We start from the raw sequence: 23,574 nt of genomic DNA on the forward strand, positions 1-23,574 counted from the left end.
ATCAATACAGAATGCAACTCTGGTAAAAAACGAGCTCTGTAGCATAAAAAGCGAGTAAATTGTGTTCAAAGGACTATGCTGTAAATCATTTCAGTTTATTGTGAGCTAAATAAACTCTAACTTGAATAACGGGTTACCTCTCCCATTTTTGATATTACAACGCTTATAAAAACCGTAGAGGTCGTCAGTAAAAAATTAACATTTTTTAATATTAATGAACTTTTTCAACAAGGTGCGTGTCAGAGTAGCTATCGAAGCAAGGAGCCGATACAGATTTGATCTGGCGCTCGTAAAATTGTTAATGCATTACATCTGGATCGATTAACCATTATTTGGAGTTATGAATAGATGAAAATAAAATTATCTGTACTTTCAGCGGCAATGTTAGCCACAACCCTGACTATGATGCCCGTTGTTTCACAGGCTACGATTCCTCAGACGGTTGATGGGCAATCTATGCCAAGCCTTGCGCCTATGCTTGAGCGCACAACTCCAGCGGTAGTGTCTGTTGCCGTCACTGGCACTCATGTTTCTAAACAAAGAGTACCTGATGTGTTTCGTTACTTCTTCGGCCCTAACGCACCGCAAGAGCAAGTACAGGAGCGTCCTTTTAGAGGCTTAGGCTCAGGTGTGATTATTGATGCGGAAAAAGGCTATATTGTCACTAATAACCATGTGATTGATGGGGCTGATGATATTCAAGTCGGCCTTAACGACGGTCGTGAAGTAAAAGCTAAATTAATTGGTACTGACTCAGAGTCTGATATTGCATTACTGCAAATTGAGGCCAAAAATCTGGTCGCAATAAAATCCTCTAACTCTGATGAGCTGCGGGTTGGTGACTTTGCCGTTGCTATCGGTAACCCCTTCGGCTTAGGCCAAACCGTTACATCCGGTATTGTCAGCGCGTTAGGCCGTAGCGGCTTAGGCATTGAAATGCTAGAGAACTTTATTCAAACCGATGCAGCAATTAACAGTGGTAACTCCGGTGGCGCACTTGTTAACTTAAACGGCGAGTTAATTGGCATTAACACGGCAATTGTGGCGCCAGGCGGTGGTAACGTAGGTATTGGTTTTGCTATTCCAGCCAATATGGTGAAAAGTTTAGTTGCACAAATTGCTGAGCATGGTGAAGTTCGCCGTGGTGTATTAGGTATTTCGGGACGCGACCTTGATAGCCAACTCGCACAAGGTTTTGGCTTAGATACTCAGCACGGTGGTTTCGTTAATGAAGTCACAGCGGGCAGCGCAGCAGAAAAAGCGGGGATTAAAGCGGGTGATATTATCGTTAGTGTCGATGGTCGTGGCATCAAGTCCTTCCAAGAACTACGAGCCAAAGTCGCCACTATGGGTGCGGGAGCCAAGGTTGAATTAGGCATTATTCGCGACGGTGATAAGAAAACGGTTAAGGTCACATTAGGCGAAGCTAGCCAAAGTACTGAGTCAGCAGCAGGCGCGGTGCATCCTATGCTGCAAGGGGCAACCTTAGAAAACTCCTCTAAGGGCGTTGAAATTACTGAGGTTGCTCAAGGCTCTCCAGCTGCGATGAGTGGCTTACAAAAAGGCGATGTTATTGTTGGTATTAACCGCACTGCAATTAAAGATCTTAAGGCACTTAAAGCTATGCTAAAAGATCAAGAAGGGGCGGTAGCACTGAAGATTATGCGCGATAAGAGCATGCTGTATTTAGTATTACGTTAATTCCTACATTGACCACATTTTCAGCCTAAGATAAGCATAGGGAGCCTAGCCTCCCTATGCTTACATAGATTAAACATGTTAATCTAACTCACCTTTTTTAAGATCCATCCTGCCATGACGATAAAAGACACTCTGTTATATCTCGGTAAAGCTACCCTCTTCGGTCTTATCATGGCGGCTATCTTTTTATTGGTGACTCGTTATTTCGATAACCCATCATTGGGAAATAATCTGCTACAAACCCGTGCCAACAACACTGTTGAACTGTCTTTTGCCAAGGCGGTACGCCGAGCAGCACCTGCCGTAGTAAATATTTACAGCCTCAGTATAGATCAAACTCGCCCACTTAATTCGGGGTCACTGCAAGGCCTAGGCTCTGGTGTGATCATGAGTAAAGAAGGCTACATTCTTACCAATTATCATGTCATCAAGAAAGCTGATGAGATTGTTGTCGCCCTGCAAGATGGCCGTAAATTCACCTCAGAAGTCGTAGGTTTTGATCCTGAAACTGATTTATCAGTGCTCAAAATTGAAGGCGATAATTTACCCATTGTGCCAGTCAACCTAGAAAGTCCACCTCAAGTCGGTGATGTCGTACTCGCTATTGGTAATCCCTATAACTTAGGCCAAACCATCACCCAAGGTATTATCAGTGCTACGGGCCGTAATGGTTTAAGTTCAGGTTATTTAGATTTCCTGCAAACCGATGCTGCAATTAATGCCGGTAACTCAGGCGGCGCGCTCATCGATACTAACGGTAGCCTTATCGGTATTAATACCGCGGCATTCCAAGTGGGTGAAGAAGGCGGCGGTCACGGAATAAACTTCGCCATCCCCATTAAATTAGCCCACAGTATTATGAATAAGCTGATTAAAAATGGCCGAGTGATCCGTGGTGCGTTAGGTATTTCTGGCGAACCGATTAACCCTGTGGTAGCACAAATACTGAATCTGCCCGATCTCAAAGGCGTACTCATCACAGGTGTCGATCCTAATGGCCCAGCAGCACGCGCGCTGCTGATGCCAAGGGATGTCATTATTAAATACGATGGTGAAGATGTGCCGGGCGTTGAAATGCTGATGGATCGCATTGCAGAAACCACACCGGGCAAAAAAGTGATGATGACGGTAATACGCCAAGGTAAGCAACAGGAGTTACCTGTCATTATCGATGAAAAGATTGTGGTCGATAACTAGAGCAGCGCTCTGCATTAGGTATGATGAACAAAACACTGACAACAAAAAACCAGCTTTAAGCTGGTTTTTTAATATGTCGAGATTTTAATATCGAAGGGCTAATCAGTCACAATTACTGAATGCGTACAACTTCAGCACCTAAACCCTGAAACTTATTTTCAATATGCTCGTAGCCACGATCTAAATGGTAGATACGATCCACGATTGTTTGCCCATCGGCGACTAAACCCGCAATCACCAGACTCGCTGATGCACGTAAATCCGTCGCCATTACCTGAGCGCCACTTAAAGATTCAATCCCATGGATAATGCAGGTGTTACCTTCAAGCTCCATAGTCGCGCCCATACGGATGAGCTCAGGCACGTGCATAAAGCGGTTCTCAAAGATAGTCTCAGTAATTGTAGCTGTGCCTTGCGCTAAGGCATTGAGCACACAAAACTGCGCTTGCATATCGGTAGGAAAGCCAGGATAAGGCGCCGTTTTGATATTGACGGCTTTAGGACGTTTACCCTGCATATCGAGCTCAATCCAATCTTCACCCGTAGTAATCGTCGCGCCCGCATCTTCAAGCTTAGCGATAACCGACTCAAGTGAAGCAGGATCGGCTTTTAAGCAACGAATACGGCCACGAGTGACCGCCGCGGCAACCAAGAATGACCCCGTTTCGATACGATCTGGCATAACGCGATAATGACAGCCCTGTAAACGCTCAACCCCTTGAATACGCAGTGTCGCACTGCCTACACCGGTAATTTTGGCGCCCATTGCAATTAAGCAATTAGCCAGATCGATCACTTCAGGCTCACGAGCCGCATTTTCAATCACGGTTTCGCCATCGGCTAATGCCGCGGCCATCAGCAAGTTTTCAGTTGCACCAACGCTGACCATATCCATAAAAATATGAGCGCCTTTAAGACGTCCATCAACACGGGCTTTAATATAACCTTCTTTCACTTCAATCTTAGCGCCCATCATTTCAAGGCCATGTAAGTGCAAATTCACCGGTCTTGCCCCAATGGCGCAGCCACCCGGCAATGAAACGTCTGCAGTCCCATAACGTGCCAATAATGGCCCTAAGATCAAGATAGAGGCACGCATCGTTTTGACGAGATCGTAAGGAGCACAAAACTCATTCAAATTAGTCGTTGAAATCCGAATTTGTCCGTCGCCAAGTTCAGTCACTTCGGCGCCGAGGCAGCGTAATAATTTACAGCTAGTACTGACATCACGCAGATTGGGCACATTAGAAACCACAAAGTCGGTTTCAGCTAATACGCCTGCCATTAAAATAGGCAAAGCCGCATTTTTGGCACCTGAAATGATCACGTCACCGGCAAGCGGAGGGCTCGCCTTAATTGTTAGTTTATCCACTTTTCCTCACTAGCTAGGCATGTTGAAAACTTTTTCGCGTTTCCATTGAGTCGGCGTGAAAGCTTTAATCGTTAATGCATGTAATTCACCGTTGGCAATGTGTGCCGTCAACGGTGCATAAATGGCTTGTTGCTGTTTAACTCGACTCATCCCATCGAAGCACTCACCTACGGCGATCACTTTATAATGGCTACCATCCGAGCTAGCGTGGACTTCTTCGAGTCCTAACGCATCACGTAAAATTTGTTCTATTAAGCTGCATTCCATGACATCTTTCACCTTATTTTTAATGCGCTTCTTCGGTAAAGAAGGCATGTAAATCATATAAATCAATTAACTTTTTCAGCTGGGGAGACGCTAAACTCAATTCAAGCTGGCGGCTATGTTCACGCACTAGCGCCAGTAAAAAGGCTATGCCAGCGCTGTCACTGTATTGAAGCTCAGACAAAGATAACGTCTGTATCGCATCACTCAGTAATTGCTGCCGCTGTGGCCATAATGTAATGACATCAGCTTGGGTTAGACGCCCTTTGAGGTGACAAACTGTGCCTTGTTGCACAAACTCAATCACGACTGCGACTTCCCTGATTTAGCCTTGATGACGACTTTTTCTTTCGTGCGTTCGTCAAGCATCTTAATCACAGGATCGATACCCTGCTGGCGAATAAGATTTGAAATTTCAGATTGTTTAGAAGACAGTAAACTCACCCCTTCGGCAACCAAATCAAACGCTTTCCATGTGTCATCTTTCAAACGGCGTGCCTTAAATAGTAATTTAATCGGCGGACGACCGGCTTCAATGATCTGTACATTTACATCGACTATTTTCTCTTGGCTGAAATCTATCCCCGGTGAAAACTCCACTTTTTGATTGGTGTATTCAGTAAAAGCTTGGGCATAGGTAGAGACTAAATAACCTTCAAAAGCATCAACGAAACGATTGCGTTGATCTTCGGTTGAATCCTTAAGATATTGGCCTAATACCTTGTAAGAAGCATATTTATAATCGATATAAGGCATTAATTCTTCACGAACAATAACCTTTAAATGATCAGAGTCGGCATCGATAAGCGCTTTATCTTTATGAAAACGATCAAAGGTTTTATTTGCAACGGCTTTTACCATGGCATAGGGATCTTTGGTGTCCACAGCCACATCAGCGGCGATAGCATTTGTTGTCCCTAAAACCATCACTAACGGCAATAAAAAGCGAGATAAGATGTTAAACATAGCGGTAACCCCTATTTATCCTTCGAACCCATACTATATAAGAACTGACCAATCAGCTCTTCCAATACCAATGCTGAACGAGTGTCGTCAATTTTATCGCCATCTTTTAGCATACTGACATCATCATCAACAAAACCGGGTGTTAACCCTAAGAATTGCTCACCCAACAAACCCGAAGTTAAAATAGCTAAACTACTGGTTTCTGGGAATTTATCGTAACGCTTATCCATCACTACTGTGACGACAGCGACTAACTTAACCGGATCTAAATCAATACTACTGACTCGACCAACCACCACACCACCGACCTTGACGGGCGAACGTACCTTTAAGCCACCAATATTGGTGAAATTGGCTTTTATGGTATAGGTGCTGTCACTGCTTTTAACTTCAATATTGGCGACATTAAAGACTAAGACCAAAAAAGCGGCCAGTCCGGTTAAAAGAAACACACCCACTAATAATTCAATTTTCCGTGTCAACATGCTTAGCTACCACTCTGTTAATCCATCAAATCCTGTGTCGAAATCCGCGATAATTTATTAGCGGCCAAACATCAGGGCTGTCAGTAAAAAATCCAATGCCAATACAGCAAGGCTCGACTGAACTACCGTCTGCGTCGTTGCTCGGCTGATGCCTTCCGGATTAGGGATCACTTGATAACCGCGATATAACGCAATCCAAGTCACCACTACGGCAAACACACCACTCTTGATCAAGCAGTTAACTATGTCCTGACGCCATTCGACCGACGCCTGCAGAATCGACCAAAATGCCCCACTATCGATGCCCTTCCATTCCACGCCAACAATGTGACCACCGTAAATACCGACAGCGGTAAACATCAATGTCAGCAATGGCATACTAATAACCCCAGCCCAAAAGCGCGGTGCAATAATCTGCCTTAATGGGTCGATAGCCATCATCTCTAAGCTCGAGAGCTGTTCAGTACTTTTCATTAACCCAATTTCAGCGGTTAATGCAGAACCCGCCCGTCCGGCAAATAATAACGCAGTCACGACTGGCCCTAACTCACGCAGCAAACTGAGCGCGACCATAGGGCCTAAGCTTTCTTCAGTGCCAAAGCCTACTAAGATATTGTAGCCTTGCAGCGCAAGCACCATGCCGATAAACAGCCCAGACACTAATATGATCACCATAGATTGCACGCCGACCACATAAATCTGCCGTACTAATAATGGAAAACCTTTACGCACACGTGGCCAGCGAAAAATAGCGCCCCATAACATTAGTCCTGCACGGCCAAAGCCAAGTACAAACTCAATGGCACTACGGCCCAAGTCAGCAATACTATCAATTAACTTCACTTGCCAACTCCTTTTGCTAACAATTCTTGTTGGTAATCCCTAGCCGGATAATGAAATGGCACAGGGCCGTCTGGTGCGCCTTGAATAAACTGTTTCAATTGTGGATTATCGGCGTGCTTTAATTCCTCTGGCGTGCCGTGGGCGATGACTTTTTTACCGGCCACCACGTACACATAATCGGCAATGCCAAGCACTTCATCCACATCGTGGGATACCACAACAGAGGTAAGATTGAGCGCATCGGATAACTCACGAATAAGCTTCACTAATACGCCCATTGATATTGGGTCTTGACCTGCAAATGGCTCATCGTACAGCACCATTTCAGGTTCCAGTGCGATGGCTCTGGCCAATGCGGCTCGGCGCTGCATACCACCGGATAATTCGCTTGGCATCATCTGCGCGGCTCCACGCAAACCCACAGCTTCGAGTTTCATCAGCACTATGGTGCGAATGATATCCTCTGGTAGCCCTGAATGTTCACGTAACGCAAATGCGACGTTATCGAACACATTGATATCGGTAAACAGCGCGCCGCTTTGAAACAGCATGCTCATACGCTTACGTAACTGAAATAACTCATTGCGACTCACGCCATGGATATCGTGGCCGTCGAATAACACTTGCCCATGGTCTGGCGTTAATTGACCGCCGATTAATTTCAGCAGTGTCGTTTTGCCTATACCACTGGGGCCCATAATCGCCGTCACCTTGCCCCGAGGAATGGACAGGCTAATATCTTCAAATATTACGCGCTGACCGCGGCTAAACCCCAAGTTACGGATCTCAACCAACGGCGTTTGTTTTTGAGTCATGCTTGATTCCGACATTTGCAAAGAGGCAATCCCAATCTTCCGAGACAGACCAAACAAAGAGCCGCAAATTGTACGTAATTGCGCTTTAACCTACAACCGAATCGACACTATCGGCCTGCGATACTTTCAATTTGCCTCATTTACAGCGAAAATGCGCCTTAAGTTTTCACTCTGCACCGGTCAAATGTTACTTAATGTTTTAAATCTAGTTGCAGAATTGGCTGTATTGGTTATTTCATTTGCACTTAGCTCGCTCCTCATCCAATTTTAAATACGGATACGCCGCGACTTAAGTGTCAATTTAGCAACATCCAATGGGATAATACCCGCCGTGATGTCGTATAAATCCATTGAAATAAAGCACAAAGACGATGATATTGCTCAAGACGGACTATCGCGATACCCGTTATTCTGAATGAGTAGCGGATAGCGCTTAACTTGACGAATAAGCTCAATCGCCCTAGCCTGCCGCAATTGTTTTACGCTTTGAGATAAATCATCGTCATAAAACAGTCGCTAAATAGCCTGAAAACAAAGAATACTTGGCAGAACGCCAACTAAATATCATCTTTATCGCGTACCAAATTGTGCTATTCCAATCCCATAAATGGGGCGACAAAGACAATGCAAAAAGAGAGATAGACATGGTAGATAAATCACAACTGCGCCAATGGGGCTGCAAAGTTATCGACATTGAAAAGTCAGCCCTAGACAATCTTTATCAATATGTAGATTCAGTTGAATTTGCAGAAGCTTGCGAGTTAATTTTCAACTGCACCGGTAAAGTCATTGTGATGGGAATGGGCAAATCAGGCCATATCGGTAATAAGATTTCTGCCACCCTTGCCAGCACTGGTACGCCAGCATTTTTCGTCCATCCCGGTGAGGCTAGCCATGGCGACCTTGGCGTATTAGCGGATAATGATGTTATTTTAGCCATATCAAACTCAGGTGAGTCGAGCGAAATCCTCACCTTAATGCCCGTTATCCAGCGTATGGGTGTACCTGTGATTGCTATAACAAGTAAGCCAGAGTCCAACATGGCGCGCTTATCAAAAGTCCATTTGTGCATTGGAGTACCTGAAGAAGCTTGCCCACTAGGACTGGCACCCACGTCAAGCACCACGGCAACCTTAGTTATGGGTGATGCCATCGCGATTGCATTGTTACAGGCCAAAGGCTTTACCCGTGATGACTTTGCGATGTCCCATCCTGGTGGTGCACTTGGCCGTAAATTACTGTTAAAGGTCAACGATGTAATGCACAGCGGTGATGACTTACCGCTGGTCAACCACGATATTTGCATCACAGAAGCCCTGTACGAAATCTCCAAGAAAGGCTTAGGCATGACAGCGATTATTGATGATCAGCGCAAGCTTGTCGGCATCTTCACCGACGGTGATTTGCGTCGGGTCATTGATGCTGAAGTGAATCTACGAACAACACCCATTGCCGATGTAATGACCCGTAACTGCGTTACCATTATGGATAACATATTGGCGGCTAAAGCACTGCAAATAATGGATTCGAAAAATATTAACGGTTTGATTGTGATTGATAAAGATCGCCATCCTATTGGTGCACTTAACATGTTAGACATGGTTAAAGCAGGAGTCATTTAATGCCACAGCAAGGATTTTACGGCCCCATCAGTGAGGATGTGTGGCAACGCGCGCAAAAGATTAAACTGTTGATTTGTGACGTCGATGGCGTGTTTTCTGATGGACGCATTTACTTAAGTAATAGCGGTGAAGAATTAAAAGCTTTTCATACCCGAGACGGTTATGGCGTGCGCTCACTGCTCACCAGCGGTTTTCATCTTGCGGTCATTACTGGACGCCAATCTAAAATCGTTGAAAATCGTATGACAGCGCTCGGCGTTACCCATATTTACCAAGGTGTAGATAATAAATTTGCCCCCTATGAGGAATTACTCGCGCTTTATGGCGTAGCGCCTGATGAGGTGGCTTATATTGGTGACGATATGGTCGATTTGCCAGTCATGAACGTGGTGGGTTTAGCCGTTAGTGTTGCCGATGGTCATCCTTATGTCCGTCAGCACGCTCACTTTGTGACTACGCTCAATGGTGGTCATGGGGCATTGCGTGAGCTCACCGATCTGTTACTGCTGAGTCAAAATAAGTTCACGTCGTCCCATGGTATGAGTATATGAGCCGTGTGACGCTGGCGATTATTGCTTTTTTCGGTACTGCACTGGTGCTGTATTGGCAAGTGCAAAATAAGCATAACAATGATGCCGACAATAAGGTAAAAGATCAAAACACGCCAGATTTTGTCGTGGAAGATCTACGCAGCGTCGAGTTTAATGAACAAGGATTCGTCAACAGCCGTGTTACTGCAAAACATATGGAACATTTTGATTCTACGAATCAAACTTTCTTTACTCAACCTGTTTATCTTGTCTATCCCGACCAAGGTAAAGCACAATGGCAACTCAAGGCTGATGAAGGCAAGCTCAACAAAGAAACCGGCAAGGTGGTATTAGAGAATAATGTTATTATTGATGCTATTAGCTCAGAAGAACCCATTCAAACCTTGTCCACCAGTTATCTGGAACTCGATCTCAATACGATGATAATGACCTCTGACCGCACTATTTACGTCACAGGAAAAGATTTTAATATTCAAGGCCAAGGCCTTTTTGCCGACCTCAATGCACAAGAAGTGCGATTGACCAGTCAGGTAGTAGGAACATATGAAGCAAAATAACGTATTACTTGCCAGCCTCATGCTAATGATGAGCATGAGCGCCTTCGCGAAAGTGGATGACTTAAAACAAGAAGTCAAAATTAAAGCCGTGAGCCAAACAGCAGATATCAAGAACAACCAAATTATCTTCTTTGGTCCAGTTGAAGTCACTCAAGGCTCAATCAAAATTATTGCAGATGAACTGCGTGCATTTTCTGCTGAAGGTGAAAATAGCAAAACGTTAGTGGCCACCGGTAATCCAGCAACTTATACCCAAATCCTCGACGATGGCCGCCCAGCATCGGCGAGCGCGAAAGAAATTCGTTATGACATGGCAAGCCGTACTCTCACCCTCAAAGGGTTAGCTTCATTAGATCAGGCGGGTAGCCAAGTCCGAGGAAATTTGATCCGCTACAATATTATCCAACAAAAATTGATTGCCGAAAGTACTGGCAGCGGTGACGATCGCGTGATCACAATTATTCAGCCAGAAAGCTATCAAGATGATGTAAAGCCCAATACGCCAACTGATAAACCTGTTAAAAAGCAGGACCCTCAATGACACAGATCACTCTAAGAGCACAAAACTTAGCGAAAAGTTATAAGAGCCGCCAAGTCGTTAAAGATGTTAGTTTGACGGTAAAAACCGGTCAAGTTGTTGGTCTACTCGGCCCAAACGGAGCGGGCAAAACCACGACCTTTTACATGGTTGTCGGGTTGGTAAAGAGCGATAAAGGACATATTTTTATCGATGATGATGATTTAACCGCCGACCCTATGCACTTACGTGCCCGCAAAGGCATTGGTTACTTACCGCAGGAAGCCAGTATCTTTCGTAAGCTGAGCGTACATGACAACATTATGGCTGTACTACAAACTCGCAAAGAATTAACGAAAGAACAAAGAGATGAAGAATTAGAACATCTGCTTGAAGAGTTCCATATCACCCATATACGTGACAGCCAAGGTATGTCGTTGTCGGGTGGCGAACGTCGTCGTGTAGAAATTGCACGGGCTTTAGCGGCTAATCCTAAGTTCATTTTACTTGATGAACCTTTTGCTGGCGTCGATCCGATTTCAGTTATCGACATCAAGAAAATTATTGAGCAGCTTAAAAGTCGTGGCCTTGGTGTACTAATTACCGACCACAATGTTCGCGAGACATTAGATGTGTGTGAGCATGCCTATATTGTCAGTCACGGAAACCTAATCGCAGAAGGAACTCCGGCAGAGATCTTAGACAATCAGCAGGTTAGGGCTGTGTACTTAGGTGAACAATTCAGGCTATAGTTAACCAAAGGGAGTTGATGGCCGTAAATTATACCGCCATCCGGCTCGACTCAAGAGGGTAATCAGCGACCCCATCTAACAATAATAACTTAGGGATCTGCGGTAACATGAAAGCGTCACTCCAGCTCAAACTGGGTCAACAGTTAACCATGACGCCACAATTACAGCAGGCAATTCGCCTGTTGCAACTATCGTCATTAGAACTGCAGCAAGAGATCCAGCAAGCCTTAGATTCTAATCCCCTTCTCGAGCTGGAAGAGGATCAATTCGACGCAACTAAAGACCCTGTAAACCAAACGCTATCGGATACCGATTTCAGTGAATCCGTCGCTCCACCACCAGAAAAAGACAGCTCTACCGTCGACACTGCAGAATCTTTAACTCAAGAATCCATGCCGGACGATCTTCCCATGGACACGACTTGGGATGAAGTATTTACCGCGTCACCTAACTCAGGTCCAGGTGGGAGTCGCGAAGACGACATGCCCTTTCAAGGTGAGACCAGCGACGGTTTATATGAGCACTTAGAATGGCAAAAAAATCTCACCCCCTTTTCTGAAACCGATTTAGCCATTGCGACCGCCATTATCGAAGCAATAAACGATCAAGGTTATCTCACTCAAAGCACTGAAGAAATACTGGAAGCTATAGGTAACCCAGAGGTCGAACTTGATGAAGTTGAAGCCGTGCTTAAACGTATTCAACATTTCGACCCAATAGGTGTTGCCGCCAGAGATTTAAGCGAATGCCTACTGATCCAACTGTCACACTTTGCGCCCGATACGCCCCATCTTAATAACGCCCGCATGCTGATTAAAGATCATTTAGATCTCATTGCGGCACGTGACTTTAGATTATTGATGCGTAAGACTAAGCTCAAAGAAGATGAGTTAAGAGACGGCATAGCGCTCATCCAAACTCTTAATCCTCGCCCGGGTTTATTGATTACCCCCAACGAGGACGAATATGTTATTCCCGATGTATCAGTGTCAAAGAAAAATGGCCGCTGGGTCGTTGAACTTAACCCTGATAACATGCCTAAAATCAATGTAAATCAACATTATGCCTCTATGGCGCGCAGCTCTAAAAACCAAGCCGACAGCCAATTTATTCGTGGGCATCTACAAGAGGCTAAATGGTTTATTAAAAGTTTAGAAAGTCGCAACGATACCCTGCTGAAAGTGGCGAACTGTATTGTCCAATACCAACAAGGCTTCTTTGAATATGGTGAAGAAGCGATGAAACCTATGGTACTTAACGATATTGCCGAAGCAGTCGAGATGCATGAATCCACCATCTCGCGAGTGACCACCCAAAAGTACATGCATACCCCAAAAGGGCTTTTTGAACTAAAATACTTCTTCTCTAGCCATGTTGGTACGGATGATGGTGGTGAGTGTTCATCAACGGCAATCAGAGCCTTTATTAAAAAACTGGTTGCAGCAGAGAATCAGAAAAAACCATTGAGTGACAGTAAGATGGCACAACTTCTGGCAGCACAGGGAATAAATGTAGCACGCAGAACCATTGCGAAATATCGAGAAGCGATGCTTATTCCCCCTTCTAATCAGCGTAAGAGTTTATAACCTACAGTGAATATCGGAGGACGTTTCTATGCACATACACCTAGTTGGGCACCATATTGAAATTACCGAATCGTTACGCGCATATGTAGAAGAAAAATTTTCAAAACTTGAACGCCATTTCGAACAGATCAATAATGTGCACGTTGTGCTCAATGTTGAGAAAATACAACAAATTGCTGAAGCGAGGATAAACCTCATCGGTGGTGAAGTATTTGCTACTGCCGAGCATACTGATATGTATGCAGCTATAGACGCCCTGATAGACAAACTTGATCGTCAGGTTATTAAACACAAAGAGAAGTTAACAAAACACTAATAATGGAACTTTGTAGCATACTGCGGCCGGAGTGCACGACCTGCGCCACTCCGGGCAGCAAAAAAAAAGTACTGGAACTCATCAGCGACCTAGTCGCTGCCCAGTACCCGACCCTCTCATCTCAAGAGATATTCGAAAGCCTAGTGGCGCGCGAAAAGGTGGGGAGCACAGGTATAGGTAACGGTATCGCCATTCCACATGGTCGATTAGCCGATATAGATAAGCCCATTGCCGTACTGATTAAGTGCGAAGAGCCAATTGCATTTGATGCTATTGATAAGCAACCGGTTGATATTTTATTTGCATTACTGGTGCCTGCTGACCAATGTCAGCAGCACTTAAGCACCTTGTCTTGCATGGCCGAAAAACTGAGTGATAAGCAAATATTGAAACAATTACGCAAGACACATGATGAAGCAGAACTCTATCAGGTAATCACGGGATGAAACTGGTCATAGTGTCAGGCCGCTCAGGTTCAGGTAAATCCGTCGCCCTTAGAGTACTCGAAGATCTCGGCTATTATTGCGTTGATAATCTTCCGCTACCGCTAATCGGTGCGTTACTTGATCAGCTTAAAGGCAGTAACGATCTCGTCGCCATCAGTGTCGACGTACGTAACCTGCCTGAGCAAGATAAAATATTGACTAAACAACTCGAAAGTCTGCCACCAGGCACAGAACTAACGAGTTTCTTTCTTAACTCTAGCGATAAAGTTTTGCTCAAGCGTTACAGCGAAACTCGTCGCCTCCATCCTTTATCCAAGAGCCAAGTTTCATTGCAAGAAGCAATAAAACAAGAAGGTAAACTGCTCGAGCCGATGTCACAACTGGTCGATCACTACATAGATACTTCAAATCTGAATATTTATGATTTGAGCGACCAAGTAAGGCAAATCCTGCTTGGCAGTGTCGATAAAGAATTAGTGATTAACTTTGAATCCTTTGGGTTTAAACATGGTATGCCAACAGAAGCAGACTTTATGTTTGATGTGCGCTTCTTACCTAACCCTCATTGGGAATTAGCGCTGCGCCCACTAACAGGCTTAGATGAACCCGTGGCTGAATTTTTGAATCGTCAACCACTGGTTAATAAACTCATCTGGCAAATCGAGAATTTACTCGAAACTTGGCTGCCACACCTTGAGCGTAACAACCGCAGCTACTTGACTGTGGCCATTGGTTGTACTGGCGGACAGCACCGATCGGTTTACGTTGCAGAGCAATTAGCTAAACGCTTTAGCAATAGTAAACACCAGGTTTATGCGCGCCATCGAGAGCTGAATAATGCCAAAGCTTGAGCGTGAGATAACCATCTGCAATAAACTCGGATTACATGCCCGTGCCGCCACTAAATTGGTGGTACTGGCATCTGAGTTTAATGCGGTGATTACCTTGATCCAAGGCAATAAACAGGCATCGGCTGCTAGCGTGCTCGGCTTATTGATGCTTGAGACTGGTATGGGTAAAACCATTAAACTGATTGCTGAAGGCCCAGATGCACAGCCTGCTCTAGATGCCATTTGCGCCTTAATCGACGCTAAGTTTGACGAAGCCAGTTAATTTTACTTTATCTAAATCACTCCACAGTTGGTGTCAAAACTGACTTTTTAGACACTGCATCAGATTTGTCGCTCGACGGCACAAGCTAAGGGACTTTACACTAGCGAACATTGCCGCTGCCCCATAACTTAAGCCACTCTTTATGCGCCTTAGTTCATGCAAACCCGCATATTCTATGCAAGAACAAATCGTCACTAAGCCAAGCTCAAGCTGTTACACACTCAACCCTAGTTGCCGCACAATGGAGGACAAATGCCCGTAGACAATACCGAAAACGATCACCCCGGACATAGTCTTGACCAGTTAAACCAAGCACTAAGTAGTGGTATGTTTGTGCATGTGCGTAACATGCTGCAGAAAATGGCCGCCTCCGATATTGCGCTGATTTTAGAATCATCGCCGCCAGATGTTAGACAAGTACTATGGCAATTGATCGATCAAGAACACATAGGCGACATACTTGATGAATTGAGTGAGGAGCTAAAAGATCCACTGATCCGCAGCATGAGTCCTGAACGAGTAGCAAAAGCAACCGCAAGTATGGACACCGATGACCTTGCCTATGTTTTACGTAGTCTACCCGACGCCGTTTATAAACAAGTGTTGCAATCAATGACGGAACAAAACCGTCATAGGGTTGAACAGGCCTTATCTTATCCCGATGAGACCGCCGGCAGCTTAATGAACACAGATACTGTGACCTTAAGACCCGATGTCAATATCGATGTAGTGCTACGTTATCTTCGTCAACGAGGCAACTTACCCGACACCACGGATACACTTTATGTAGTTGATAAAAAAGATAAAGTTCTTGGCGGTGTTAGACTCGCCGATTTACTCACCTGCGCGCCAAACACAACAATCCGCAATATTATGGATCCTGATATTGAGAGCATTCCGGTCAGTATGTCTGACAGTGAGGTGGCAAAAAAATTCGAACGTAATGACTGGGTCTCCGCGCCTGTCGTCGATAATGATGGCAAGCTGCTCGGACGTATCACTATCGATGATGTGGTCGATGTTATCCGTGAAGATGCAGAACACTCGATGATGGGTATGGCAGGTATGGACGATGATGAGGATACTTTTGGCCCAGTGCTTAAAAGCACCTTACGTCGCTCACTCTGGCTCTCCATTAATTTGTTCGCCGCCTTGCTCGCCTCGTCAGTCAGCAATATGTTTGAAGGCACTATTGAGCAATTTGCCACTATCGCTGTATTGATGACGATTGTCCCGAGTATGGGTGGCGTTGCTGGTAACCAAACCTTAGCATTAGTGATCCGGGGTATTGCACTAGGTCATATAGGCCAGAGCAACGCACGCTGGCTTATCGGTAAAGAATTATCGATTGGATTTCTTAATGGCTTAATGTGGTCAATCTTAGTTTTTATCGCGGTATTCGTGTGGAAAGATGATATCGCACTCGCAGGGCTCATTGGCGGCGCCATGTTGATTAATATGACGATTGCGGGGCTTGCTGGCGCAAGTATTCCATTGATATTAAAACGACTTAAAATCGATCCTGCGCTTGCTGGCGGTATGGTATTAGCCACAGTAACCGATATAGTGGGTTTATTTGCCTTCCTTGGTTTAGCAACAATCTACTTGACGCACTAATGCGTTAATATTTAAGCCAACACAATAAAAACGGCACCGATAAGGTGCCGTTTTTATCTCAATCTATATACCTAAAAATCATTTATTTAGCCGGCGGCTGGAAACCATAATGAGTCAAAATCGCTTGTCCTTTAGCGGATAAAATAAACTCAGCTAGCGGCGTAGCCGCATTGTTTGCGCCTTGCAGTACCACTAATCCATAGTCAGCACCGACGGCAAGCTCCTGAGGTAAATCGATAACCTTTAAACTAGGTACTTCTTTTTTAGCCAATACCGCATTGGTGCAATAGGTTAAAAAGATATCCGCTTGCTTATTTTCCATCACCCAGCCGTACGGATTACGATCTTTAGGCGGCTTAGCACTCTCTGGGCCCCCCGTCAGTTGTAATGCTTTTGTCTCTAGTTCAAGTTGAGCATTCGGTTTTACCGCCTCGGCCTTCGCGAATACGGCCCATGCATAATCACCAGCAGGATCGGCTTTCGGGGTTGAAATCCCAACTTTAATCTTTGGATCTAATAAGGTATCGAGTAAATTAGTGCTTGTGACTGGAACATTGTCTTGGACAATGGCACAAAGTTGGTTACGTGCAAACATCTGTACTGCTTTACCCTGACCTACATCGACCAAAGCCTGTGGATGCTTCATGTTAGCGGAGGCAAAAATATCAACCTTCTCGCCTTCTTGGATACGCTTTAGGAGTAAACCTGAGGGGGCATATTGTGCCGCTACACTTGTTTGCGACTGTGCTTGATACGCAGCAATAATCTCATTCATCGCCGTCTTCAAGCTGCCTGCAGCACGCAGTTCAATCGGCGGGATCTGCACTATCGTTTCAGCCTTCATCGGCGCTCCTTGCACTGCAGCAGCCATAATTACAGGGCTTAAACTTAACGCTGCCAACATATTTTTGCTTATCATACTGATATTTCCTCTAGGCGGTAAAAGTCATACTTGTTACTTATCCCCATACAGAACGTGAAATAGATAAAGGGATCAAGCAGAACGGCCCCCAAGGCAAATAGCTGTGATGTAATTGCGGCGTTAATCACTCAAACAGCATATTGCAGAGGACAAAATGTCTCAGCGTAAGCTATGCATCACCACACAAAAAACAAATTAATATCGACAAAAAAGTCGCCCTTAGGCGACTTTTAATAATATACATCATTGTTAAATCAAACTATTAGCCCGTTGGGATTAATACGATCTCAACACGACGGTTTTGCGCGCGGCCGTTCGCATTCGCATTCGATGCTATTGGGCTGGCTTCACCCATACCTTGAGATCTAACACGAGATGAGGCAACACCCTTACTCATCAAGTAGTTACCGACTTCACTCGCACGCACTTGTGATAAACGTAAATTGTAAGAGTCTGAGCCACTGCTGTCGGTATAACCTAAGATATTCAGTTGCGTCTTACTGTATTCTTTCGCCACTAACGCTACCGAATTGAGTACTCGTTTAGCGCCATCACTTAATTCAGTTTGATCAACACCAAAGGTCACTTCATTAGGCATGTTCAAAATAATGTTATCGCCACTGCGAGTCACACTCACACCCGTTGAGGCTAATTGTTGGCGCAATTTAGTTTCTTGCACGTCCATGTAGTAACCAATACCACCACCCACTGCGGCGCCAGATGCTGCGCCAATTAATGCGCCTTTACCGCGGTCGCTCTTACTCGAAGAGGCAACACCAATAGCCGCACCTGCAACAGCACCAATTAATGATCCTGTGGTTGCTTTGGCTGTTTGTTCTTCATTTGAATAGGGATTAATTGTGGTACAACCCGATGCAACTAATGTGGTAGTCATTACCACTATGGCTAACAAGGACGGCTTAAATTGCGTTGCCTGAAAACACTTCATCATTAAAAAACCTCTATATATAATTGATAACTGTGAATCCTGCTCAAAAAAAGCTAGAAATATCACTTCCATTCACTAACTCAATAATCGAATGGATTGCCATAAGGCTGGCAGTATATAAGCAATTGTAACTAAGGCCATCTTTTATCGACATTCAATTCTGTTAATTATCTATTTAGTCAGCAAAAGTACAGACTTCTTACTTCATCAAGCTTTTATCTTTCCAAATCATACCAATACAATGGCACCAAAAGAGTGCATATCGCTCCTTTGTTGTTATCCATGAAGATTAGCGACACACACGCAGATAAACCCAAATCTAAACTGAATTTTTGGTATAAAAAAGACGCTACTCTGAGCGTCATTTTTATACCAAATTTTTTATTAACAACGAGTGGTTAATAATCTTCTTCATTAGCCTCTTGAATACGCTGTTTACGTTCTTGCGCTTCTTCAAAGGCCGCTTGGATTTCTTCGAGTACCGCACTCACATCAGCTTCAACTAACACTTCAGTAAATTCGCCCGTTAATGGGGTATCAGGTTTTAATTCACCCGCCTCAAACAAAGCCCAAATCTCTTTAGCGTATTGGGTTTTTAATAGCTCAGGCGCATACAGGCCATAATACTGGGTCATGTTATTTACATCGCGCGCTAACATCCATTTGGCATGGTTATTAGCAGCAGCATCAACCGCCTGAGGTAAGTCAATAATGACTGGCCCTTCACTATCCACTAATACGTTAAACTCAGATAAGTCACCGTGTACCAAGCCTTCGCACAGCATATACTTAACGTATTCCATCACTAATGCATGATCGCGTAGCGCTTTTTCTGCCGACATGCTGACATCGTTCAATCTAGGAGCGACATGGCCATCAGCATCGGTGACTAACTCCATTAGCAATACACCATCAAAACACCCATAGGGTGTAGGCACACGAACGCCTGCATTCGCTAAACGATATAACGCATCGACCTCGGCATTTTGCCAAGCTTCTTCCTGTTGATCACGGCCAAATTTAGAGCCTTTTTCCATCGCGCGCGCGCGACGACTATTACGCACTTTTCGGCCTTCTTGATATAACACAGCTTGCTTAAAACTACGTTTGTCAGCTTCTTTATAAACTTTGGCACAGCGGATATCATCACCACTGCGTACAACGTACACAGTCGCTTCTTTACCGCTCATTAACTGGCTAATGACCTCATCGACCAGTCCTTCATCAACCAGGGGTTGTATTCGTTTCGGAGTTTTCATAGCGCCCTTATACCTTACTTAGGCATGATATGGAATACTGCGGGCAAATCTTCATACAAAAGCGGTCTCCAGCGGAAGTTTGATGAATATTGTTCAGGGTTAATATACGAATTAAAAGTAAAAAACTAAAGCACTTGCGTCTTAAACACAATACCAGATTTGCCCAAGACTTTGGCAAAGAAAGCCGTTTTAACTCAAACTTAAACTAAAAAAGCGTTTTTTGTTTACCGCAATAAAATAAGACTCAAAATAACTACTACTATTCTCGGCTACCAACATTGAGCACTAAGATAACTTAAATCGGTTTGTTGCAGCTACTACGGAGCCAGTATTAAAATTAAGCACGTAGAAATAAAGGCTTAACCAGATATATTATTTAAAAGACAATACCGAAAACACCTAAGTCATAACGGCATCAATTGTGGTCGATAACACTAGATCTCTTGAGTTGCAGCCTTTATCCTAAACGTCACAATATACAGAGAGCTTTCCAATGCGTCATAGCAGCATCTTCCTCGCCTTTTCAGTCTTATGTATGACGCAATGTAGTAGCTTATCCATTGAAGAATGTACTCATAGTGATTGGTTTTCACTTGGGCTCGCCGATGGTAATCGAGGGACGAGTACAGAGCAACTCAATCAATATCAAAAAGATTGCCGCGAATTTAATCTCAATGTCGATACGGCGCAGTGGAAGCAGGGATATTTACAAGGATTGGCCAATTATTGCCAACCTGAAAATGGCTACCGTATTGGATTGGCAGGACAAAGTTATTATGGCGTTTGTAGTAGTAACGAATTTGTTGAACGTTACAATCAAGGGCATCAACAATATCAAATTAACAAACGTATGGCGGATATTGTCGAACGCTTAAATTCCATTGATAGAGAAATCAGCAGTATTGATGGCAAGCTCAATAATCTCACTGATAAAGCGAGCTTATTGAAACAAAAAAACAGCCTACTCAATGAAAAAAACCAACTGTTAGATGAGGGATACCGCCTGCGTAGACCCGATATGCGCTTTGAATTTAGATATTAAGCGATAAAAAAACACTGAGGCCAATAGGGATCAGTGTTGAGTCATGCTGCCATTAGCCGCTATTTAAGCCGTTCTATTATGGGCTGATTTAATGAATGATATATTTCCGACCATACTCGGCAACTTCGACGCCTGAGGCCGTAGAAAAAAAGCATAATAAAGCAAGCTAGAGGAGGTCCACGCAATCGCTAAACTCCAAAGATCATGAGTTAAAAAGTGCGCGCCCCGCAACTCTTGAGCAATACCAAAAGCCAGTCCTAACATAATGCCAAACGCTAATCCAAATTTGGCTACATCTGGACGATACTCCTTAAATACATAAAATAAAGCGACCCACGCAAAGCCACCACTGGTATGGCCGCCAGGGAAGCATTGACCAAACTCGGCACCCTCAGGTAAACGCGCAAATAACGATGAGTGCAGCATGCTGCCGCCAAACTCGACGACATCCCACGGGCAGGTCATATGGGTCACGCTTTTACCTATTCGCACTAATAGCACGCTGGCTAACACACTACAGAAAAGAAAAATCAGCCCTTTCCGGTACGGTTTAACGGTGTCATTGCGAAAACTCATGGCAATAGCGATAACAACACACACCGCCAGTAAAATAACAAAATGGTGCCCTGCAACGTGTAGCACATCTTCCGTGAGCCAATGTCCCCTTAAGGGCCAAGAGTTTACACCACCTTGCCAATGAAATAGCTCGCTGGCTAACCTCATATCCATATGTGTCCATTCAAGTACAAAAATAATGGCGGCAAAAAAGCACAGTGGCAGCAGTAAATGCCCTTTAGCAAAACTAAAAAATGTCACGCTGACATTATGTTGTGTTGTGTTATGCACTCATCTATCCCATCGCCAAAATCTCAGCTCAGAATAAAGATGAATTCTTATCAAAAACTTAAGCCATTAAAAATCCGAGAGGATAAATGAAACTGAAGATAAATGGCTTAAATGTAAACTGACGCCATCGACACTTAAGCCGTCAGCACAAGATTGGTCACAATCGCAACAGCAACGGACATAAAAATCACGCCAATCACCACGTCAATGATCGGCGTCAGCCGTTGTAATTTCAATTGCACCTGCGCCTTTGACAACATAACGGCAAGCAGCCCAAACCAAGCCAATGACAGTACAAATAACAATACAGCGGATACCAACTTAGTGCTCGCGGTAACATCGGGCGTAATGAGTGCTGAAAATAGCGTTAAAAAAAACACCAGTGCTTTGGGATTTAATAAATTGGTATACAGCCCCGTTAAAAAACCTTGTCGTTGCGACATAGGTATCACACATATTTTGGACACGCTATCCGCGCTCGTGTCTTGTACATTGTCATTCGCTTCATCATCAACACTGGCAAGGGGTTTACGCCATATCGCCATGCCAGAACGCAGAGCAGAAAACCCCATCCACGCTAAGTAAGAAGCGCCCGCAATTTGCACCACTAAGTATAAAATATACGAGCTTTTAATCACTAAGCTCACGCCTGTTAGACTTAAAATTGTATGGGCCAAAATCGCCACCGAAATTCCTGCGGCGGCGGCCAATGCGGTATTTCTGTGTTGCTGGGTGGCTATTTTGACCATAATGGCGAAATCGGGCCCCGGGCTAATCAAAGCGACGGTATGAATGACGCCCAAGGTCAGTAATAAAGATAAATCCATGGGTAATACGACTCCGAACTAATGCGGTTAATGAAACTATTGAAAGACCAGTATTGCCATTTAATTGAGAGCTGAATTGTCATCAATTACATAACTAATCGATACTAAAAATACAGATGGAGTTAGAGCATGCGACGCTGAAACTGCACTGGCGAAAGTAAAAAGGCATGTTTAAAAGCTTTATTAAGATGGCTCTGATCGAAAAAGCCCAACTGCTGCGCTACATCGGCCACTAGCACGCCACGGCTAAGGGACTTTTTCGCCAGCTCTAACCTCACTCGTTTTAAATAAGCATGAGGTGTCATGCCAGTGGCTTGTTTAAACTGACGTAAAAACTGAAATTTACTTAAATTAACTTCAGTGGCAAGTGTCGCAAGCTGGGTATTCTGCCAAGGTTCATCGTGAATACGCTGTTTAATTACATTCAGCTGTAATGGCGATAAACCTTGCTGGGGACTTAATTTTATCGCTTGAGCGGGATGTCGCTGGAGTAACAAATGTAAAAAATAGAGTAGATGGGACTCGCTAGCCAGTTCAGAGAATTGACCTTGAATCAGTTGCTCATGTAATTGGGTAAAATAGTGATATAAGCGAGCATCCTCAACCATAGGCGCGGAGAAAAAATGCTCTTTAATGCCTAACTCTTGGCTGATTTCATTCATATATGCCACCGGAATAGACATCACGTTAACGCAATATCCCTCTGCATAGCAGCTTTGACCATCATGGGTTTCATCAGGATTGAGAGTCGAGAGACTCTGTTGTCCAAGTTGATAGCTGCAGCCCTTATTCACAAACTGCTGAGCGCCTTGAGTAACTACGCCTAAGTGGTAATCCAGATGCACATGTTTATCAAAACTAAAATGAGTGAATTTTGCCTGACTCAGTTCTATGCCTGCCAAGCTAGGGTGACGCCAATAATTAATATTTTCAACGGGGATTACACAGGTCATCGGTTAACAAGGCGGCCAGCAACAATGGTAAGCGCTATTCTAGCCGCCATAGCAAA

27 protein-coding genes are annotated in these 23,574 nt (G+C 44.3%); 14 read left to right on the top strand and 13 right to left on the bottom strand.

Features of this window, described 5'->3' with window-relative positions:
• Positions 1-348 precede the first annotated feature (348 nt).
• Positions 349-1,701 (top strand): Do family serine endopeptidase DegQ, encoded by a 1,353-nt coding sequence (gene degQ, locus L2717_RS06605; RefSeq protein WP_220772534.1) that lies wholly within the window; start codon positions 349-351, stop codon positions 1,699-1,701.
• Between the two features lie 114 nt (positions 1,702-1,815).
• Entirely contained in the window at positions 1,816-2,898 is a 1,083-nt protein-coding gene (gene degS, locus L2717_RS06610; RefSeq protein WP_220772533.1) for an outer membrane-stress sensor serine endopeptidase DegS, read from the top strand.
• A 112-nt stretch (positions 2,899-3,010) separates the two neighbouring features.
• On the opposite strand, the gene murA is transcribed toward degS, so the two are convergent.
• Genes murA through mlaF form a run of 7 tightly spaced genes read right to left on the bottom strand, consistent with a single transcriptional unit; the run spans position 3,011 to position 7,643 of the window.
• A complete protein-coding gene (gene murA / locus L2717_RS06615) occupies positions 3,011-4,270 on the bottom strand; it encodes a UDP-N-acetylglucosamine 1-carboxyvinyltransferase (protein ID WP_076502040.1) in 1,260 nt (419 codons plus the stop codon).
• A gap of 9 nt (positions 4,271-4,279) precedes the next feature.
• Positions 4,280-4,537, bottom strand: a complete 258-nt coding sequence (locus L2717_RS06620; protein WP_107881599.1) for a BolA family protein — start codon at positions 4,535-4,537, stop codon at positions 4,280-4,282.
• A gap of 19 nt (positions 4,538-4,556) precedes the next feature.
• Positions 4,557-4,841, bottom strand: coding sequence for an STAS domain-containing protein (locus L2717_RS06625; protein ID WP_220772532.1), 285 nt, complete (start codon positions 4,839-4,841; stop codon positions 4,557-4,559).
• Entirely contained in the window at positions 4,838-5,500 is a 663-nt protein-coding gene (locus L2717_RS06630; protein WP_220772531.1) for an MlaC/ttg2D family ABC transporter substrate-binding protein, read from the bottom strand. The genes L2717_RS06625 and L2717_RS06630 overlap by 4 nt, the downstream gene beginning before the upstream one ends.
• An 11-nt stretch (positions 5,501-5,511) precedes the next feature.
• The gene (gene mlaD / locus L2717_RS06635) at positions 5,512-5,985 is read right to left on the bottom strand and encodes an outer membrane lipid asymmetry maintenance protein MlaD (protein ID WP_107881595.1); all 474 of its coding nucleotides are present in this window, start codon (positions 5,983-5,985) and stop codon (positions 5,512-5,514) included.
• Positions 5,986-6,042: 57 nt separating this feature from the next.
• Positions 6,043-6,828 carry a lipid asymmetry maintenance ABC transporter permease subunit MlaE gene (mlaE, locus tag L2717_RS06640; protein ID WP_220772530.1) on the bottom strand — a complete coding sequence of 262 codons (786 nt, stop codon included), beginning with the start codon at positions 6,826-6,828 and terminating at the stop codon, positions 6,043-6,045.
• On the bottom strand, positions 6,825-7,643 hold the full coding sequence (mlaF, locus tag L2717_RS06645; protein ID WP_220772529.1) for a phospholipid ABC transporter ATP-binding protein MlaF: 819 nt from the start codon (positions 7,641-7,643) through the stop codon (positions 6,825-6,827). The genes mlaE and mlaF overlap by 4 nt, the downstream gene beginning before the upstream one ends.
• Positions 7,644-8,287: 644 nt before the next feature.
• Here mlaF and L2717_RS06650 point away from each other — a divergent pair.
• The 11 genes from L2717_RS06650 to mgtE all read left to right on the top strand — a co-directional run bounded on the left by L2717_RS06650 (position 8,288) and on the right by mgtE (position 16,720).
• Complete coding sequence (locus L2717_RS06650; protein WP_220772552.1) at positions 8,288-9,265, top strand: KpsF/GutQ family sugar-phosphate isomerase; 978 nt, start codon at positions 8,288-8,290, stop codon at positions 9,263-9,265.
• Positions 9,265-9,816, top strand: a complete 552-nt coding sequence (kdsC, locus tag L2717_RS06655; protein ID WP_220772528.1) for a 3-deoxy-manno-octulosonate-8-phosphatase KdsC — start codon at positions 9,265-9,267, stop codon at positions 9,814-9,816. The genes L2717_RS06650 and kdsC overlap by 1 nt, the downstream gene beginning before the upstream one ends.
• Complete coding sequence (gene lptC / locus L2717_RS06660; protein ID WP_220772527.1) at positions 9,813-10,373, top strand: LPS export ABC transporter periplasmic protein LptC; 561 nt, start codon at positions 9,813-9,815, stop codon at positions 10,371-10,373. Before kdsC ends, lptC begins: the two co-directional genes overlap by 4 nt.
• Entirely contained in the window at positions 10,360-10,914 is a 555-nt protein-coding gene (gene lptA, locus L2717_RS06665; protein WP_220772526.1) for a lipopolysaccharide transport periplasmic protein LptA, read from the top strand. Before lptC ends, lptA begins: the two co-directional genes overlap by 14 nt.
• Positions 10,911-11,642 (top strand): LPS export ABC transporter ATP-binding protein, encoded by a 732-nt coding sequence (gene lptB / locus L2717_RS06670; RefSeq protein WP_220772525.1) that lies wholly within the window; start codon positions 10,911-10,913, stop codon positions 11,640-11,642. The genes lptA and lptB overlap by 4 nt, the downstream gene beginning before the upstream one ends.
• A 107-nt stretch (positions 11,643-11,749) precedes the next feature.
• Complete coding sequence (locus L2717_RS06675) at positions 11,750-13,228, top strand: RNA polymerase factor sigma-54 (protein ID WP_220772524.1); 1,479 nt, start codon at positions 11,750-11,752, stop codon at positions 13,226-13,228.
• Between the two features lie 28 nt (positions 13,229-13,256).
• The gene (gene hpf, locus L2717_RS06680) at positions 13,257-13,544 is read left to right on the top strand and encodes a ribosome hibernation promoting factor (RefSeq protein ID WP_076502074.1); all 288 of its coding nucleotides are present in this window, start codon (positions 13,257-13,259) and stop codon (positions 13,542-13,544) included.
• Between the two features lie 2 nt (positions 13,545-13,546).
• Positions 13,547-13,990 carry a PTS IIA-like nitrogen regulatory protein PtsN gene (gene ptsN, locus L2717_RS06685; protein ID WP_220772523.1) on the top strand — a complete coding sequence of 148 codons (444 nt, stop codon included), beginning with the start codon at positions 13,547-13,549 and terminating at the stop codon, positions 13,988-13,990.
• On the top strand, positions 13,987-14,841 hold the full coding sequence (gene rapZ / locus L2717_RS06690) for an RNase adapter RapZ (protein WP_220772522.1): 855 nt from the start codon (positions 13,987-13,989) through the stop codon (positions 14,839-14,841). Before ptsN ends, rapZ begins: the two co-directional genes overlap by 4 nt.
• On the top strand, positions 14,828-15,103 hold the full coding sequence (locus L2717_RS06695; protein WP_220772521.1) for an HPr family phosphocarrier protein: 276 nt from the start codon (positions 14,828-14,830) through the stop codon (positions 15,101-15,103). The genes rapZ and L2717_RS06695 overlap by 14 nt, the downstream gene beginning before the upstream one ends.
• Before the next feature lie 252 nt (positions 15,104-15,355).
• Positions 15,356-16,720: a magnesium transporter gene (mgtE, locus tag L2717_RS06700; RefSeq protein WP_220772520.1), complete on the top strand. Its 1,365-nt coding sequence runs from the start codon at positions 15,356-15,358 to the stop codon at positions 16,718-16,720.
• Between the two features lie 82 nt (positions 16,721-16,802).
• On the opposite strand, the gene L2717_RS06705 is transcribed toward mgtE, so the two are convergent.
• From L2717_RS06705 to L2717_RS06715, 3 genes are all read right to left on the bottom strand, one after another.
• On the bottom strand, positions 16,803-17,639 hold the full coding sequence (locus L2717_RS06705) for a molybdate ABC transporter substrate-binding protein (protein WP_220772519.1): 837 nt from the start codon (positions 17,637-17,639) through the stop codon (positions 16,803-16,805).
• Between the two features lie 265 nt (positions 17,640-17,904).
• Entirely contained in the window at positions 17,905-18,591 is a 687-nt protein-coding gene (locus tag L2717_RS06710) for a YiaD family glycine zipper/OmpA-like lipoprotein (protein WP_220772551.1), read from the bottom strand.
• 398 nt (positions 18,592-18,989) lie between these two features.
• Entirely contained in the window at positions 18,990-19,850 is an 861-nt protein-coding gene (locus L2717_RS06715; protein ID WP_220772518.1) for a PA4780 family RIO1-like protein kinase, read from the bottom strand.
• 493 nt (positions 19,851-20,343) lie between these two features.
• Here L2717_RS06715 and L2717_RS06720 point away from each other — a divergent pair, with 493 nt between their 5' ends.
• Positions 20,344-20,892 (top strand): DUF2799 domain-containing protein, encoded by a 549-nt coding sequence (locus L2717_RS06720; protein WP_220772517.1) that lies wholly within the window; start codon positions 20,344-20,346, stop codon positions 20,890-20,892.
• A gap of 63 nt (positions 20,893-20,955) precedes the next feature.
• Here the strand turns inward: L2717_RS06720 and L2717_RS06725 are convergent, their stop codons facing one another.
• The 3 genes from L2717_RS06725 to L2717_RS06735 all read right to left on the bottom strand — a co-directional run bounded on the left by L2717_RS06725 (position 20,956) and on the right by L2717_RS06735 (position 23,518).
• The gene (locus tag L2717_RS06725; protein WP_220772550.1) at positions 20,956-21,708 is read right to left on the bottom strand and encodes a phosphatase PAP2 family protein; all 753 of its coding nucleotides are present in this window, start codon (positions 21,706-21,708) and stop codon (positions 20,956-20,958) included.
• 164 nt (positions 21,709-21,872) lie between these two features.
• Complete coding sequence (locus L2717_RS06730) at positions 21,873-22,565, bottom strand: LysE family translocator (RefSeq protein WP_220772515.1); 693 nt, start codon at positions 22,563-22,565, stop codon at positions 21,873-21,875.
• A 122-nt stretch (positions 22,566-22,687) separates the two neighbouring features.
• Positions 22,688-23,518 carry an AraC family transcriptional regulator gene (locus L2717_RS06735; RefSeq protein WP_220772513.1) on the bottom strand — a complete coding sequence of 277 codons (831 nt, stop codon included), beginning with the start codon at positions 23,516-23,518 and terminating at the stop codon, positions 22,688-22,690.
• Between the last annotated feature and the right edge of the window lie 56 nt (positions 23,519-23,574).

The organism is Shewanella glacialipiscicola, from assembly GCF_023283485.1.
Taxonomy (GTDB): domain Bacteria; phylum Pseudomonadota; class Gammaproteobacteria; order Enterobacterales; family Shewanellaceae; genus Shewanella; species Shewanella glacialipiscicola.

Bases quoted from the DNA above. Each gene is read 5' to 3' on its own strand.
- degQ (WP_220772534.1), top strand. From the start codon at position 349: ATGAAAATAAAATTATCTGTACTTTCAGCGGCAATGTTAGCCACAACC.
- degS (WP_220772533.1), top strand. From the start codon at position 1,816: ATGACGATAAAAGACACTCTGTTATATCTCGGTAAAGCTACCCTCTTC.
- L2717_RS06620 (WP_107881599.1), bottom strand. From the start codon at position 4,537: ATGGAATGCAGCTTAATAGAACAAATTTTACGTGATGCGTTAGGACTC.
- L2717_RS06630 (WP_220772531.1), bottom strand. From the start codon at position 5,500: ATGTTTAACATCTTATCTCGCTTTTTATTGCCGTTAGTGATGGTTTTA.
- mlaD (WP_107881595.1), bottom strand. From the start codon at position 5,985: ATGTTGACACGGAAAATTGAATTATTAGTGGGTGTGTTTCTTTTAACC.
- mlaF (WP_220772529.1), bottom strand. From the start codon at position 7,643: ATGACTCAAAAACAAACGCCGTTGGTTGAGATCCGTAACTTGGGGTTT.
- L2717_RS06650 (WP_220772552.1), top strand. From the start codon at position 8,288: ATGGTAGATAAATCACAACTGCGCCAATGGGGCTGCAAAGTTATCGAC.
- kdsC (WP_220772528.1), top strand. From the start codon at position 9,265: ATGCCACAGCAAGGATTTTACGGCCCCATCAGTGAGGATGTGTGGCAA.
- lptC (WP_220772527.1), top strand. From the start codon at position 9,813: ATGAGCCGTGTGACGCTGGCGATTATTGCTTTTTTCGGTACTGCACTG.
- lptA (WP_220772526.1), top strand. From the start codon at position 10,360: ATGAAGCAAAATAACGTATTACTTGCCAGCCTCATGCTAATGATGAGC.
- lptB (WP_220772525.1), top strand. From the start codon at position 10,911: ATGACACAGATCACTCTAAGAGCACAAAACTTAGCGAAAAGTTATAAG.
- L2717_RS06675 (WP_220772524.1), top strand. From the start codon at position 11,750: ATGAAAGCGTCACTCCAGCTCAAACTGGGTCAACAGTTAACCATGACG.
- hpf (WP_076502074.1), top strand. From the start codon at position 13,257: ATGCACATACACCTAGTTGGGCACCATATTGAAATTACCGAATCGTTA.
- ptsN (WP_220772523.1), top strand. From the start codon at position 13,547: ATGGAACTTTGTAGCATACTGCGGCCGGAGTGCACGACCTGCGCCACT.
- rapZ (WP_220772522.1), top strand. From the start codon at position 13,987: ATGAAACTGGTCATAGTGTCAGGCCGCTCAGGTTCAGGTAAATCCGTC.
- L2717_RS06695 (WP_220772521.1), top strand. From the start codon at position 14,828: ATGCCAAAGCTTGAGCGTGAGATAACCATCTGCAATAAACTCGGATTA.
- mgtE (WP_220772520.1), top strand. From the start codon at position 15,356: ATGCCCGTAGACAATACCGAAAACGATCACCCCGGACATAGTCTTGAC.
- L2717_RS06705 (WP_220772519.1), bottom strand. From the start codon at position 17,639: ATGATAAGCAAAAATATGTTGGCAGCGTTAAGTTTAAGCCCTGTAATT.
- L2717_RS06710 (WP_220772551.1), bottom strand. From the start codon at position 18,591: ATGAAGTGTTTTCAGGCAACGCAATTTAAGCCGTCCTTGTTAGCCATA.
- L2717_RS06715 (WP_220772518.1), bottom strand. From the start codon at position 19,850: ATGAAAACTCCGAAACGAATACAACCCCTGGTTGATGAAGGACTGGTC.
- L2717_RS06720 (WP_220772517.1), top strand. From the start codon at position 20,344: ATGCGTCATAGCAGCATCTTCCTCGCCTTTTCAGTCTTATGTATGACG.
- L2717_RS06730 (WP_220772515.1), bottom strand. From the start codon at position 22,565: ATGGATTTATCTTTATTACTGACCTTGGGCGTCATTCATACCGTCGCT.
- L2717_RS06735 (WP_220772513.1), bottom strand. From the start codon at position 23,518: ATGACCTGTGTAATCCCCGTTGAAAATATTAATTATTGGCGTCACCCT.